This window comes from Luteolibacter luteus, assembly GCF_012913485.1.
GTDB lineage: Bacteria > Verrucomicrobiota > Verrucomicrobiia > Verrucomicrobiales > Akkermansiaceae > Haloferula > Haloferula lutea.
In genome coordinates this window covers 4,601,974-4,615,895 of the sequence record NZ_CP051774.1, presented here as the reverse complement: position 1 = coordinate 4,615,895, position 13,922 = coordinate 4,601,974, and the positions used below count along the sequence as shown (strand labels likewise).

The 13,922-nt window shown below is 60.0% G+C and carries 13 protein-coding genes; 6 read left to right on the top strand and 7 right to left on the bottom strand.

Annotated features, from left to right (window positions below; genetic code table 11):
* Nucleotides 1-23: 23 nt before the first annotated feature.
* The 3 genes from HHL09_RS19110 to HHL09_RS19100 all read right to left on the bottom strand — a co-directional run bounded on the left by HHL09_RS19110 (nt 24) and on the right by HHL09_RS19100 (nt 3,907).
* Complete coding sequence (locus tag HHL09_RS19110; protein WP_169456227.1) at nt 24-695, bottom strand: hypothetical protein; 672 nt, start codon at nt 693-695, stop codon at nt 24-26.
* 126 nt (nt 696-821) lie between these two features.
* On the bottom strand, nt 822-3,182 hold the full coding sequence (locus HHL09_RS19105; RefSeq protein ID WP_240963665.1) for an exo-beta-N-acetylmuramidase NamZ domain-containing protein: 2,361 nt from the start codon (nt 3,180-3,182) through the stop codon (nt 822-824).
* 95 nt (nt 3,183-3,277) lie between these two features.
* Nucleotides 3,278-3,907, bottom strand: a complete 630-nt coding sequence (locus HHL09_RS19100) for a Rossmann-fold NAD(P)-binding domain-containing protein (protein WP_169456225.1) — start codon at nt 3,905-3,907, stop codon at nt 3,278-3,280.
* A 279-nt stretch (nt 3,908-4,186) separates the two neighbouring features.
* Here HHL09_RS19100 and HHL09_RS19095 point away from each other — a divergent pair, with 279 nt between their 5' ends.
* The 5 genes from HHL09_RS19095 to HHL09_RS19075 are packed head-to-tail and all read left to right on the top strand — an operon-like array spanning nt 4,187 to nt 9,464.
* Nucleotides 4,187-6,436 (top strand): glycosyl hydrolase family 95 catalytic domain-containing protein, encoded by a 2,250-nt coding sequence (locus tag HHL09_RS19095; RefSeq protein WP_169456224.1) that lies wholly within the window; start codon nt 4,187-4,189, stop codon nt 6,434-6,436.
* 43 nt (nt 6,437-6,479) lie between these two features.
* Nucleotides 6,480-7,580, top strand: a complete 1,101-nt coding sequence (locus HHL09_RS19090; RefSeq protein ID WP_169456223.1) for a phosphopentomutase — start codon at nt 6,480-6,482, stop codon at nt 7,578-7,580.
* 23 nt (nt 7,581-7,603) lie between these two features.
* The gene (locus HHL09_RS19085) at nt 7,604-7,831 is read left to right on the top strand and encodes an AbrB/MazE/SpoVT family DNA-binding domain-containing protein (RefSeq protein WP_169456222.1); all 228 of its coding nucleotides are present in this window, start codon (nt 7,604-7,606) and stop codon (nt 7,829-7,831) included.
* Nucleotides 7,832-7,833: 2 nt separating this feature from the next.
* Nucleotides 7,834-8,226, top strand: coding sequence for a type II toxin-antitoxin system death-on-curing family toxin (locus tag HHL09_RS19080; RefSeq protein WP_169456221.1), 393 nt, complete (start codon nt 7,834-7,836; stop codon nt 8,224-8,226).
* Nucleotides 8,223-9,464 (top strand): thymidine phosphorylase, encoded by a 1,242-nt coding sequence (locus tag HHL09_RS19075; protein WP_169456220.1) that lies wholly within the window; start codon nt 8,223-8,225, stop codon nt 9,462-9,464. The genes HHL09_RS19080 and HHL09_RS19075 overlap by 4 nt, the downstream gene beginning before the upstream one ends.
* Here the strand turns inward: HHL09_RS19075 and HHL09_RS19070 are convergent.
* From HHL09_RS19070 to HHL09_RS19055, 4 genes are all read right to left on the bottom strand, one after another.
* Nucleotides 9,461-9,997: a hypothetical protein gene (locus tag HHL09_RS19070; protein WP_169456219.1), complete on the bottom strand. Its 537-nt coding sequence runs from the start codon at nt 9,995-9,997 to the stop codon at nt 9,461-9,463. The two genes, HHL09_RS19075 and HHL09_RS19070, sit on opposite strands and share 4 nt — an antisense overlap.
* The gene (locus HHL09_RS19065) at nt 9,990-10,511 is read right to left on the bottom strand and encodes a hypothetical protein (protein WP_169456218.1); all 522 of its coding nucleotides are present in this window, start codon (nt 10,509-10,511) and stop codon (nt 9,990-9,992) included. The genes HHL09_RS19070 and HHL09_RS19065 overlap by 8 nt, the downstream gene beginning before the upstream one ends.
* A gap of 63 nt (nt 10,512-10,574) precedes the next feature.
* On the bottom strand, nt 10,575-11,093 hold the full coding sequence (locus tag HHL09_RS19060) for a hypothetical protein (RefSeq protein WP_169456217.1): 519 nt from the start codon (nt 11,091-11,093) through the stop codon (nt 10,575-10,577).
* A 51-nt stretch (nt 11,094-11,144) separates the two neighbouring features.
* Nucleotides 11,145-11,585, bottom strand: a complete 441-nt coding sequence (locus tag HHL09_RS19055; RefSeq protein ID WP_169456216.1) for a DUF5069 domain-containing protein — start codon at nt 11,583-11,585, stop codon at nt 11,145-11,147.
* A gap of 155 nt (nt 11,586-11,740) precedes the next feature.
* Here HHL09_RS19055 and HHL09_RS19050 point away from each other — a divergent pair, with 155 nt between their 5' ends.
* Nucleotides 11,741-13,921, top strand: a complete 2,181-nt coding sequence (locus HHL09_RS19050; RefSeq protein WP_205760883.1) for a sulfatase/phosphatase domain-containing protein — start codon at nt 11,741-11,743, stop codon at nt 13,919-13,921.
* Nucleotide 13,922 lies beyond the last annotated feature (1 nt).

Genomic DNA, 13,922 nt, shown 5'->3' with positions numbered 1-13,922 from the left:
AGATGGACTCCGCCTTTCCCCGGTCAAGATCCGCTAGATCCCCCGGTCTGCGGGGACGCAGCAGGAGGCAGCGGCGGCGGCGAAGACTTCTTGAACGAGCGAAGGGCCAGGACTCCGCCCAAGGCCAAGCCACCGAAGAGGAAAAATGAGGCCTGAGCGATATCAGGCTTTTTGCCGTCCTCCAGGATCACCGCGTCATCCGCTAGGTTCTTGTAGAGATCCGCGATCTTCCGCCGCCTCTTGTCATTGGAATCGATGCCAAACTGGACCAAACCTTGGACATCACGTGCGGGCCGCAGCTTGTCCACATTCTTTAACATGAACTCGAGGGCCTGTTCCTCGCTGAGGGATTCGTCCAGCTTGTTCCCATCGTTGATGAACTTCACCAGTTGCGGATCCTTGGTGAGCAGCAGCAGCTTGATCGGCTCACTGCTGGAGTCGGAACCGGGAGCCACCACCGGCACGTAGATTTCACGCGCCTCGGACTTTTGAGTGATCCCGGCATTATAGACCGCGTGGATCGTGTCCAGTTGGCCGCCGGTCACCTTGATCCATTTCGCGTCCGGAACTTGCTTGAGGAAGTCCTGGATCGAGACCTCAACCGGTTTGCGGTTCGAGAAGACGGTATAAAAACCTTGGGCGCCGCCGACGACGAGGACGACGGAAATGAGCGGGAGAAGACAGCCGAGACGCATGTGGGTGTAGTTGTAAGGATGAATGCAGGGATGGCTTATCTCTGCGCTGTCCCGCTGACATTTGTCGAGAAAGGCCTTCCCCGGATGAGTGAAGAATCCGTGAAATCCCCCTTACACCCGCGGAGTTCACGGGGTCCTGGGATAAAGGAGATGGGAGGACCTTCTTTTCTCGAAGGATTCCAAGGGAGCCTCCCACGCAGCCTTGATCTGCTCCAGCGTGCTCCCCGCCGCAATCGCCTCCAAGGATTTCGCATCACCCAGCAGCTTGCTTGCCTTCCGCAGCTCCAGCTTGTCGCCATGGTTTTTCTGAAGCACACACGCAAGCGTGATCCCCAGATCCACGGGCCGGAAATTCTCGCGATCGGTAACGATGAAGCGGACGCCCCGGCATTCTTCATTGGCAAAGACGCTTGCCGAAGGCGTGAAGCGGACTGGAACGAAGCGGATGCCTGGAAGCCCGGACTTGTTCAGCTCGGCTGCCAGCAGGCGATCATCCAGATACGGTGCGCCCAGTACTTCGAAAGGTGCGTCCGTCCCCCGTCCTACGCTAAGCTTGCAGAACTCAAGCATCCCGACGCCCGGGTAGAGCAGCGCCGCCGTGGGCCCACGCATATTGGGCGATGGGTTCCGCCAGGGCAGCCCGGTGCCGTCGAACCACTGCACGGGCTTGCCCCCCTCACAACGGATGACGCCGAGATCGGCCCCGAATTTCTGCTCCGAATTGATCATCCGCGCGAGCTCCCCAACCGTCATACCGTGGCGCAGGGGGATCTCGTGCGCAGCCACAAAGCTTCGCTCGCCGGTGAGAACCGGCCCCTCCACCCGCGGGCCGATCGGGTTTACACGGTCCAAGACGAGGAAACGGATCTTCGCTTTGCCAGCTGCTTCCATGCAATTGGTCATGGTCGAAACGTAGGTGTAAAAGCGGCAGCCGATGTCCTGGATGTCGAAGACCAGTGTATCGATTCCCTTCAGCTGCTCTTCCGCTGGACTACGACGTTCCCCGTAGAGACTATAGACAGGCAAGCCGGTCTTATCATCCGTGGTATCGCCAATCTTCTCGTGGTCTTCTTCGCCACGGATACCATGCTCCGGCGAGAACAGGCAGACCAACTCGATGCCGGGCGCAGCGCGCAGGAGGTCGATCGTGGAATTTCGATCCCGATCGATTCCCGTGTGATTCGTGATCAGACCCACCTTCCTGCCCCGCAGTTGGCGAAACTCATCGCGCTTCAGAACATCGATGCCATTCAGCACTTCACCGGCAGCCTTGGTCGCGACGGGCGGCGGGTTATTCTCCAGATCCGGAGCAAGAGCGCCGGGGACATAGGCGAAGTTGAAGTCCGGGATCGCTTGGGCGGCCAGATTGCCGAGCAGGCGCTGCAGGCTGATGACGTTTCCCTTCTCATCCGGATGATTGCGGTTCGAGAGGAAGATGACACTCGTCTTTGAAAAAGGATCGATCCACAACCGCGTGCCGGTCCAGCCGGTGTGACCATAACTACCGATCGGGAAAATCTCGCCTCGCGGCCCCGCGTAGGGCGAATCGATATCCCAGCCAAATCCACGGCGCGCCAGCCCGGCCGGCGATTGCACGGCGGTCATGCGGGCTACGGTCTCCGGCTGTAGCACTCTCACACCATCCAGCTTCCCCTGGCCGAGGAGAAAGCGGGCGAAGCGGCCCAGATCATTGATCGTGGTGAAGACACCTGCATGGCCGGCCACTCCACCCATCCGGCGCGCCGTGGGATCATGGACCACGCCACGCAGCACGCGACCATCGGCAAGCTTTTCGGTCGGAGCGATCCGGGCCGTATCCTGCGGCATGGGCGAGGTCTCCGGATCAAAAGGACGGTAGCCGGTATCCTTCATCCCGAGCGGCCCGAAGACTTCCCGGGTGCAGAATTCATCCAGGGGTGCCCCCGACACCCTTTCAACGAGAAGTCCCAAGAGGATGAAATTGATGTCGCTATATCGATACGCTGTTCCGGGCGGATTCGGCAGCGGCTCAGCGCATGCCATCTTCAGCGCCGCACCCTTCCCTTTCCAATCTCCCGATGGAGGCAAGCCCGCACGCAAGCCGGAGGAATGAGTCAGCAACTGCCGAACCGTGATCGCTTCTTTGCCATTTCCCGTGAACTCCGGGAGATATCGGCTGAGCGGAACTTCCGTATCGATCTTGCCCTGCTCGACCAGCTTCATCACTGCGGTGGTGGTCGCCACCACCTTCGTTAGCGAGGCCGCGTCGAAAATGGTGTCCTCGGTCATCGCCTCCACCGCGGGCACCAGCGAGCGAGATCCGTAAGCCTTCTGATAGACGTCACCGTTGTGTTCCATGCGGAAGACCGCGCCTGGCGTGCGCGCGTCGGTGATCGCTTGCGAAATCGCATCATCAATGGCGGCCAGCCGGTCCACGTGAAAGCCGGGCCCAGCAAGGGCAGCAGCGGCCGAAAGAAGAAACATGGCGAGCAAGCGGGTGAAACGCATCCAAGGCATCATGGGAAAGAGGAGCAGATCAGGTCGAGTCCGCTTCTGTTACGACCGATGAAGCCCGAACTTGCTCACAACCGCAGATCCGCCGGCTAGATCTCCTCCGACTCCAGCACACGCTTTCCGGGAATTCCGGCGATCGCACCGCGCAGCAGAGCCTTCGCGATCCGCGCTGCGGGGACCACCCGATAGCGCCGCGGCACCACCGGCCGCATCGCAGTGAGCGCGAAAACCGCGAGGCTCTCACCCAGCCGTGTCTCCTTCCGAGCCCCCCAGATCACCGAGGGCCGCACGATCGTGATCGAGCAGTAACCCAGTTGGTCCAAGTCGCGTTCCACCTCCCCCTTGGTCCGCAGGTAAAAATTCCGCGACCCCGGATCCGCGCCCACCGAGGAGTTCAGAGCGTAGCTGCGTGCGCCATTCTCCAGCGCATGCACCGCGACTTTCAACGGGAAACCATGGTCGATCTGTTTAAAGGCTTCCTGCGACCCAGCCTTCCTGATCGTGCTACCCAGCGCACAGATCACGGCATCCACGTCCCACCACGGCTCCTCCCCGCTCAACGACTGATACTCCACCACCGGATTCTCCAGCCGGGGATGGGCCGGCAGGGCGCGGCGAGTGGGCGCTACCACGCGCTCCACCTGCTTGTCCGCGAGAGCTAGCCGGAGTACCTCGCTTCCGACCAAACCCGTCGCACCTGCCACCAACACCGTTGCCATGATCCGGGCAAGAAAGCAGGCATTTGAAAAGGGGCAAACACGAAGCTGAGAGTATCTTTAAAACTCACCTCAAAGCCTCCAGGTTATTCACATTTGGGATGTGGATAACTTTATTCACATTCGACTTCTTTCCCGCTAAAACTTCATCATTCAATGTGAATAACTTGTTAAAAATTTAGCTTAAATCGAAGGTTCGATACGATCCTTCCAAACAATTCCCTTACCGGCCTGAATCGAGCTCTTGCCCGGGTCATCAAGGCTCCCTCAAGCTGTTTCATCATGAAGCTGTGGCACCTGCTTTCCCTGCTCCTCACGCTGGCCTCTTCGGGCCCCGCAAATGCGCTTCAAGACGCCGTGGACTGGGAGAAGTTCCTTGCCGGACATGACCCGGTTTGGACCCGAATGGGGACGGATTGGTGGGAAGCCCCCTTCATCGGCGACGGGGAGCTGGGCATGATGGTGCGGCTGGCTGGCGAGAAGACCCTACGGTTCGATGTTGGTAGCAACCGCGTCCACGATCACCGGACGGATGACATCTGGAAGGGCAAGGTCCCGGACGCGATCGAGGTTCAGAACCGCGGACGCCTGCCGATCGGGCGCTTCGAATTGACGACGGAAGGAGTCATCGATCCGGCGAAATCCACCGCCCGGATCGACCTCTGGAACGCGGAGGCCCGGGGTGAACTGGTGACCAACAAGGGCTCCGTCAAATGGCGGATCTTTGCCCACGCGACGGACCGGGTCGGCGTGATCGAGCTCGAACCGAGCGGCGGCGAAACGGGTCAGGGCCTCGATTTCGCCTCCGAAGAGGCGATCAGCCCCCGCGAGAGCAAGCTGCCCGCCGATCTCCGGGAAGCTCGCAAGCCGAACCCGAAGCCCTACCGAGCCGGCAGCGCCAGCCGCGGCGGCGTGGTCTGGGATCTCGCATCGGGCGGCCAGACCGTCAGCACTTGGCGCCGCAATGGCCATCGCCTCTTCTGGACCGTGGAACATCGTTTTCCCGACAAGGATGCTGCTCCCCTCGCTTCCGCACGCGTCGCGAAGGCCGCGGACACCCCTTTCGAGGATTGGCAGGCCTCTCACCGCGCGTGGTGGCACCAATGGTACGGGAAGAGTTTCTTCAGCTTCAGCGATCCCTATTGGGAGTCCTTCTACTGGATCCAAATCTACAAAATGGCTTCCGCCACTCGTTCGGGCCGCGGGCTCATCGACAACTCCGGCCCGTGGTTTCAGCCTTCCGGTTGGTCGGCCACATGGTGGAATCTCAACGTCCAGCTCAGCTATTCCCCCTTCTATGGATCGAACCGCTTTCATGAAGCGGGCGCCCTACCCGCCCACCTGAAAAAAGGCATGGCGAACCTCATCGCCTCCGTGGATGAGAAGTATCGCGAGGACTCGGCAGGACTCGCGCGGAATACCGGGCCCGACCTGCTCGGCTGGTCCGGCCAACCGGGCGGGCGGACGGTCCGCGAACGCGAAGACATCGGAATGGAGTGCGGGAACCTGTTGTGGACCTGTCACAATCTCTACCGCCACTACCGCTGCTCGATGGATGAGGAGCTCGGTAAGGAACTCCTCTTTCCACTTCTCAAGCGCGCGGTGAACTACCACCGGCATTTCCTCAGAGAAGGACAAGACGGACGCCTTCATCTCCCGAAGACCCACAGCCCGGAATATGGCGAGGAGGAAGATGCGAACTACGATCTCGCCCTGCTGACATGGGGCTGCAAGACCCTGCTGGAGCTCAACCAGACCTTCGCCACCAAGGACCCGCTGGCTCCAGAGTGGCAGCGCATTCTCGAGAAACTCGTCCCGTTCCCGCGCGACAAGGAATCTTACCTCATCGGCGCGGACATGCCCTATGAGAAGAGCCATCGCCACTGGTCACACCTGCTGATGATCTATCCCTTGGGACTTGTGATGCCTGAGAAGGACGGCGCGGATTGGATCAAGAGTAACCTCGATCACTGGCACTCGAAGCCCGCGGCCCTCCAAGGCTACTCCTTCACCGGAGGAATCGCTATGTCCGCAATCCTGGGCGATGGCGAGCGGGCGCAGAAGCTATTGGATGGCTTCCGTCCCTTCCTGAAGCCGAACACGCTCTACCTCGAAGCGGGATCCGCGCCCGTGATGGAGACCCCGCTCCACTGCGCAACCGTCCTCCAGGAAATGGCCATGCGTAGCCAGAATGGAGTGATCCAACTTTTCCCGGCTCTCTCGCCGAAGTGGCATCGGACGATCTTCCGCGACTTCACCGCGGAGGGAGGTTTCCGCATAAGCGCCGCCGCGGGCCAAGGCAAAACCCGCTGGATCATCTTCATCGCGCCCTTCGGTGGCGAAGTCACGCTTCGCGCAAAGGGCATCGCCACTTTGAAGCGCGAAGCGGAAGCGATCACCGTTGAAGAGGACGGCAAGGACAGCCTCAAGCTGCGCTGCCAGCCAGGAGGACGCTTGGAACTCTTCGATGGGACCACCGTCATCGTCGAACCCGTGGGAAATACCGGCGAGAATCCTTTCGGACTAAAGTAGGTTTTAGATTGGGCATCGCAGGACCATCGCGGACAATACCCCGGTGAAGCGCGCACTGTTGATCGTCTTGGACTCCGTCGGCTGTGGCGGGGCAAAGGATGCCGCAGCTTATGGAGATGAAGGCGCAAACACCCTCGGCCATCTCTTCGAGCGCCACGACCTCGAGCTTCCGCATCTGGCCTCGCTGGGATTGAACCGTTTGTTAGGGCGTGAGGAACCCCGGATATTCCCAGCCTCGGAAGCAGCGCGGATGAGCGAAGCTTCCGCCGGGAAGGACACCACTACCGGTCACTGGGAAATCGCCGGCTGCATCCTTCGTGAACCTTTCGATACCTTCACCCGCTTTCCGCAGGATCTTCTCGACGAGATCGGCGGTCCCTTCCTCGGCAATGTCGCTGCATCAGGAACGGAGATCCTGGAGCAACTCGGCGAGATGCACCTGAGAACCGGAAAGCCCATCGTCTATACCAGTGCCGATTCCGTTCTGCAGATTGCGGCCCATGAGGACGCCTATGGCTTGGAAAAGCTCCATGCTCTCTGCGAACGCGCACGACAGGTCTTGAACCGCCGCGGCATCCGCATCGGCCGGGTGATCGCCCGCCCGTTCACCGGAGACCCTGCGGATCGCTTCAAGCGAACCGGCAATCGCCACGACTACTCGCTGAAGCCGCCCGGCACCATACTCAATCGCCTGCGGTCCGAAGGCATCGAGACAATCGGCGTTGGAAAAATCTCGGACATCTTCGCTGGCTCCGGCATCTCCGAGTCACATCCCACGAGATCAAACGCCGAAGGCATGGCCGCGATCGAAAGACTCTGGTCGGAGTCCCGCGAGCTTCCACACTTCATCTTCGCGAACCTCGTCGACTTCGACTCGCTCTACGGCCACCGCCGCGATCCCGAGGGCTATGCCAAATGCCTCCGGGAGTTTGACGCGTGGCTCGGCGGATTTCTGCCGGAGATCGGAGAAGACCTTCTCATCATCACCGCCGACCATGGAAATGATCCCTACCACCACGGGACCGATCACACCCGTGAACAGGTGCCGCTGCTGACGATAAATTCACCGCTGGAGGTTGAAGACTCCGCGGATTTCATCCAAGTCGCCCGGATCGTCGCAAGGCACTTCGGATTGGACGAGTAGGGCTTTCGGCATAGCGTAGCGTCGTGAGCATTGAGCTGAAAATCATTCGCATCGGCGATGAACTGGGAATCACCCTACCGTCCCCGGTCATGGAGAAGCTTGGAGTCACGGCAGAAAATCACCTCGTTCTTACCCCAACCGAGCAAGGCTTCGTTCTCAAGGCCGCAGAAGATGAATTCTCACGGCAGATGCGATTGGCGGAGGAGATCATGCGCGAGGATCGCGACGTACTTCACCTTCTTGCCCAATAGCCATGGACGAACCAGTCTGGATTCCCAAGGAGATTGTTCTAGCCCTTCATCAGCGGCAGGTGAACGAACACGGCGGTGACGCCGGCATCCGCGATGAATCACTGCTGGAGTCCGCCATCGCGAGACCGCAACAGCGCTACACCTACGATTCCTCCGCAGACATCTACGCCCTTGCCGCTTCCTATGCTAAAGGCTTGGCAAAGAATCACCCGTTCATCGACGGCAACAAGCGCACGGCCTTTGTAGTCTACCGACTCTTTCTGTTGCGCAATGGCATCACGGCTACCGCTCCTCAGGGCGACCGCTACTCGACCGCCTTGGACCTGGCCGCTGGTGATATGGAGGAAGAAGCCTTCGCCACCTGGCTTCGCCGCAATACCGCATCGATTTCATGAAACTCCACGTTCCCACCCTGATCTCCCGCAAGCGCGAGGGCGAGACGCTCGATCCGGCGGAGATCCGCCTGCTGATCGGGGGCTACACATCCGGCGAAATCCCGGACTACCAGATGTCCGCCTTTGCGATGGCCGTCTATTTCAAGGGAATGGACGCGGTGGAAACCGCCGCACTCACCAAGGCGATGCTGGAGAGCGGCGATGTTTTTCATCATCGCGCCGGTCATCCGGCGGTTGTGGACAAGCATTCCACCGGCGGCATCGGCGACAAGGTTTCGCTCATCCTCGCTCCGCTGGTCGCCTGCACCGGCGTCTGGGTGCCCATGGTTTCCGGCCGCGGCCTTGGCATCACCGGCGGGACCTTGGACAAGCTGGAGTCGATCCCCGGCTTCAAGGTCGGCATCACGATTCCCGAGGCCCAGGAACTCTTGGAGAAGATTGGCGTGGTCATGATGGGACAGACCGATCGCTTCTGCCCTGCTGACAAGAAACTCTACGCCCTGCGAGACGTCACCGGCACGGTGCCATCCATCCCGCTGATCACGGCTTCCATCATGTCAAAGAAGCTCGCCGAGTCGCTCGACAAGCTGGTCTTGGACGTGAAGTTCGGCAGCGGTGCCTTCATGAAAACGCAGGCCGATGCTCAAGTCCTCGCCGACTCCATGATTGCCGTGGGCAAGGAGATGGGGGTGGAAGTCCACGCCATCCTGAATCCAATGAGCGAGCCACTGGGCCGCTCAGTGGGCAATGCACTTGAAGTCATCGAATCCATCGAGTGCATGGAAGGCAGTGGCCCGGGGGATCTCCGGAAACTCGTGCTGGATCTGGCCGAGAAAATTAGCCCCGTTTCAAGGGAAGAACTTGAAAAGCTGCTGGATGACGGAAGCGCCAGGAAGAAGTTCGATGAGATCGTGGCAGCCCATGGTGGAAATCCTGCGGATCTCCCGAATCTCGCGAAGACCCATCACGCTCCGCTCATCCGCGAATTCCCTGCACCAGACACCGGCACGATCATGAAGGTCGATGCCGGCATGGTGGGGCAAGCCGCCTTGCAACTCGGCGCGGGACGCGCCCGTTCGCACGATGGCGTGGATCACGCCGTCGGCTTCGACCGCTTGGTAAAGGTTGGCGAGCATATCCACCAAGGGCATCCGATCTGCCGCATCCACGCCCGCACACCGGTCGATTTTGAGATCGCGGAAGCCATGCTGGAGAAGGCCATCCGGATCAAACCCTAGGAAGCGGACTCTCCATCTTCCCCCGCCCGGCTGACCCACCGGTTTACCGCCCATGCCGCGAGGCCGGTCGGCAACCAGAAACTCAGCCAAACCCAAGAAGGCGAATGCCCGAACGATCTGGCACCTAGCCACATCAAGATTGCCAAGCTGGCCTGAAGCATGGACGTGAGGGCCATCGGCTGCACGATGTCGAGCAGTGGCCCGTTTGGCGGTACACTTTCAGGAAAGGTCAGGCGATAACGCGACCGGAGCAAGCAGACCATCCAGAAGGAGGCAAAGGACATCCCGAGAAAAGCCTCGAAGCCCAAGAACATGGCCGCGGCCGTGAGGACGTGTCGAGCGGATCGTCCTTCCTCCCTAACCACAATTCCGAGGCTAAACAAACAAGATGGCGCGAGCCAGATCATCGGCAGGATCAGGATCAGGGTCATCAGATCGAGAAACGCTTTGGCGATACGAGCCCCGAACGGCATCGCTTCCTCATGTGGTCGCGGCTCCGCGCGTTCCTCCATTTCCATGATTCGCTTATCCATCGGCCTTCCTTTCCCCGCGCTTCTTAAGTGTCTGGCAGAGGATGAAGCTTCCGCATCCGGCAATCAGCCAGGAGACCAGCCAGGCCCAGTTGATCGGAGCGAAGCCTCCGATGACCGCCACGAGCCAAGCCAACAAAGCAAGGATCGAATAGATGCCCAAGCCCCTGAGAAGCGGCAGGCCGATCTGGATGGCAGGGTGAGCAGGCATGATCGGTCGCGGCAGGAGATCCGGCGGAGAATGACGCGCCCGGAGAAACCTCACCATCCATTCACAAGCAATTGCAGTCGCCAAAAACGCCAGGAAGACGCCAAAGTTCAGGCCCGCAAGAAGAAGGGAATTCAGCGGACTGACATGGCGTCCGAAAATGATCCCCAAATGAATCAGGCTGGAAAGAGCGCCTGACATGATCGGAACGATCAGGGCAATCAGCATCACTCTCAGAAAGACCACCGTCATCCCGACACCCATCGGCATCGCCGGCCCGCGCACAGGAGATATGGGAACCGGAGCCATGCTCGAAGAGGAAAAGGATGCCCTGAAGAATCCGTCAGCCAGCGCAGGGTGACGATCCTTTTCTCAGCCGGGAAACTTCCTCGCGAGCGAGAGGCGGAGCGTCAGGCAACAAACCCACAGCAAGGCCCAGGAGACGAGCCACGCCCAAGTCGTCGCAAGCCCCATCGTTTTCACCACAACCCACGCAAGCATATACAGGATCGAAAAAATCTCCGTGCTCAAAAGCAGCGGGCTCACAAACCCTCTCAAAGGGTGCCGGGGCCACGGCGAACTCAGTGGATCCACTCCTCCACAAGCATTCATCCGCATCATATGCGCTAGCCAGGCAGCCCCCTGCCCCATCAGGAGGAAAACAAGGAAAGCGCCCAAAGAGAGAAGAGAATAACCGAGAACATGAGCCAGACGTTCCGGCTCATGCACGGCCATGGCCAAACAGCTCAGACAGGCCAACAGTGCCCCGAGCAAGGGCAAGAGGCTGAGGAAGACAAAAAAATCGAGGAACATTGTCGTCCATCGAATCCCCAGCGGCATCCTGCGGATATCCGCCTCTACCGTCTTCTGGCTGATGACGGGCTCTTCCATGGCGAGAAGAAGAAGGCCCCGCCGGTAAAGGCGGGGCCGGGAAAGGAGAACTTATTTCAGGAGGGCGGCATGGAACTCATGCCAGTCGTCCAGGTTATTCAGGTTGATCGCATCCTTCGGCGCATTCGAGTCGTCGGGGATACCGTCTGCGCCGAGCACAGCCTTCCGGACCTCGTCGGCATGGATGTAACCCGTGATCGCATCATTGAGAGCCTTGATCGAGGCGGCATCCAGCTTGACGGACGGCTGGCCCTTCACCCACGTCTCGAATTGAGGATAGGTCGGGCGGGTGTCCGCGATGTGGGCGATTACCGCTTCACGATCCAAGCCGAGACCATCGATGACCATCTGGTCATAGCCTTGGCCGGCACCCGGATAGCCGTCGGCCAAGAGGCCGCGAGCCTCGAGGGAAACCTTCAGCCAAAGACGAGGCAGGTGGAGCACGCCGAGCGGACCGGTCACGCCGGAACTGATGAGAGGCACGATTTTCATAGCCTTGTTAGCAAAGACGGTTCCGGCAGCAGCGTCAAATGGCGGTTTCGCCCAATGGGGAAATTTGCAGGCCCGCAGGCAGGGCGCCGCCGGTAGCTTCACCCGACCAGCTTCTTCTTGCAAAGCTGCGGTCCGGCTCGCGTATGCTTGGGCCCATGCGTCTTCTGGCACTCTTCACCCTGCTCGCCTCCGTGCTCCACGCGCAGGAGCGCCCGAATATCCTCTTCCTCTTCTCGGATGACCATGCGCTCGACGCCATCTCCGCCTACGGCGGCCCGCTGAAAGATGTGGCCCCCACGCCGAATATCGACCGAATCGCCAAGGAGGGCGCGATCTTCACCCGCTCCTATTGCTCGAATTCCATCTGCGGCCCTTCCCGGGCCGCGATCCTCACCGGCAAGCACAGCCACATCAACGGCTTCCTCGACAATAACAATGCCCGCTTCGATGGTAGCCAGACCACCTTCCCGAAACTGCTGCAGAAGGCCGGCTACCAGACTTCCCTGATCGGCAAGTGGCATTTGGTTACCCAGCCCACCGGCTTCAACCACTGGGAAATCCTCCCGGATCAGGGCAGCTACTACAATCCCGACTTCATCAGTGCCACGGGCAGAAGCCGGAGCGAGGGCTACTGCACCGATCTCATCACCGACAAAGCCATCGCGTGGCTGGAAAATGGCCGCGACAAGTCGAAGCCCTTCGTGCTCATGTGCCAGCACAAGGCGCCGCACCGGAACTGGTCCCCCGCTCCCCGGCACTATGGCCTCTTCAAAGATATCACCCTCCCCGAACCCGCGACACTCTTCGACGACTACGCAAATCGTAGCGAGACCCTGAAGCAGCAGCAAATGAGCATCGCCAGGAATATCTCCTGGGGCCACGACATGAAGTTCAAGGGCGACAACCTCTTTCCCGAAAGCTTCACCGATGAAGGCCGGAATGGCGAGTACCAGCGCATGACCCCGGCCCAGCGCGAGGCATGGGATGCCGCCTATGAACCGGAGAATGCCGCCTTCATTGCCGACATGCAGGCGGGCAAGATCAGTGGCAGGGACCTGACCCGCTGGAAATACCAGCGCTACCTGAAGGACTACCTGCGCTGCGTGAAGGCGGTGGATGAAAACGTGGGCCGGATGCTCGACTACCTCGACAAGAGCGGCCTCGCGAAGAACACGCTGGTGATCTACTCCTCAGACCAAGGCTTCTACCTCGGCGAGCACGGATGGTACGACAAGCGCTGGATGTTCGAGCAGAGCCTCGCCATGCCCTTCCTCGTCCGCTGGCCCGGAGTGGTGACACCGGGAACGCGGAACGAGACGTTGATTCAAAACATCGACTACGCCCCCACCTTCCTCGAAGCCGCAGGCGTCGCGATCCCGAAAACCATCCAGGGCAAAAGCCTCATGCCCGTGCTGAAAGGCCAGACACCGGCGGATTGGCGGAAGGACATCTACTATTTCTACAGTGGCGAGGCCACCCACGCCGTGGCCGCCCACGACGGGATCCGCACGGAGAAATACAAGCTGATGTTCTTTCCCAAGACCAAGGAATGGAACCTTTTCGACATGGAGAAGGACCCGCAGGAAATGAAGTCCGCCCATGGCGATCCAGCCTACGCCACGATCCTCGCCGATCTGAAGAAGCGCTATGAGGAAGTGCGGAAGGAATACCACATGAGCCCGGCCACGGTTCCGATCCACCGCAATCCTGAACCCAAGTGGAAGCAGCGCCATGCAAACAAAAGCGAACTGGCGAAAAAGGGGGGCTACGATCTCGTCTTCATCGGCGACTCGATCACCCAGAATTGGGAAAGCTTCGGCAAGCCCGTCTGGGAAAAGTACTACGCCCACCGCAAGGCGCTGAATCTCGGCTTCTCCGGAGACCACACGGAGCACGTGCTGTGGCGTCTGCTGAATGGCGAACTGGAAAACGTGGATCCCAAGCTCTTCGTCCTGTTGATCGGCACGAATAACACCGGCCACCGCATGGATCCTGCCGACCAAACCGCCGATGGGGTCAGGCAGATCATCGAACTGCTGCAAGACCGCAAGCCCGACGCGAAAATCCTGCTCCTCTCGATCTTCCCTCGCGATGAGAAGCCGGACGGCCCGAAGCGACTTCTCAACAACGCCATCAACGAACAGATCAAGGACTTCGCCGATGGCAAGCGGGTCCAGTGGCTGGACCTGAGCAGCATCTTCCTGGCTCCAGACGGTAGCTTGCCCGCGGCAACGATGCCCGATTTCCTGCATCCGCGCCTTGAAGGATACGAAATGTGGGCGAAAGCAATCGAAAGCAGAATCGCAGCGCTGACAGCCACCGCCGAAGTGCAGTAAT

What these genes read in the sequence shown, in the direction of transcription:
- HHL09_RS19110 (WP_169456227.1), bottom strand. Translation starts at nt 695, where the DNA reads ATGCGTCTCGGCTGTCTTCTCCCGCTCATTTCCGTCGTCCTCGTCGTC.
- HHL09_RS19105 (WP_240963665.1), bottom strand. Translation starts at nt 3,182, where the DNA reads ATGCGTTTCACCCGCTTGCTCGCCATGTTTCTTCTTTCGGCCGCTGCT.
- HHL09_RS19100 (WP_169456225.1), bottom strand. Translation starts at nt 3,907, where the DNA reads ATGGCAACGGTGTTGGTGGCAGGTGCGACGGGTTTGGTCGGAAGCGAG.
- HHL09_RS19095 (WP_169456224.1), top strand. Translation starts at nt 4,187, where the DNA reads ATGAAGCTGTGGCACCTGCTTTCCCTGCTCCTCACGCTGGCCTCTTCG.
- HHL09_RS19080 (WP_169456221.1), top strand. Translation starts at nt 7,834, where the DNA reads ATGGACGAACCAGTCTGGATTCCCAAGGAGATTGTTCTAGCCCTTCAT.
- HHL09_RS19075 (WP_169456220.1), top strand. Translation starts at nt 8,223, where the DNA reads ATGAAACTCCACGTTCCCACCCTGATCTCCCGCAAGCGCGAGGGCGAG.
- HHL09_RS19070 (WP_169456219.1), bottom strand. Translation starts at nt 9,997, where the DNA reads ATGGATAAGCGAATCATGGAAATGGAGGAACGCGCGGAGCCGCGACCA.
- HHL09_RS19065 (WP_169456218.1), bottom strand. Translation starts at nt 10,511, where the DNA reads ATGGCTCCGGTTCCCATATCTCCTGTGCGCGGGCCGGCGATGCCGATG.
- HHL09_RS19060 (WP_169456217.1), bottom strand. Translation starts at nt 11,093, where the DNA reads ATGGAAGAGCCCGTCATCAGCCAGAAGACGGTAGAGGCGGATATCCGC.
- HHL09_RS19055 (WP_169456216.1), bottom strand. Translation starts at nt 11,585, where the DNA reads ATGAAAATCGTGCCTCTCATCAGTTCCGGCGTGACCGGTCCGCTCGGC.
- HHL09_RS19050 (WP_205760883.1), top strand. Translation starts at nt 11,741, where the DNA reads ATGCGTCTTCTGGCACTCTTCACCCTGCTCGCCTCCGTGCTCCACGCG.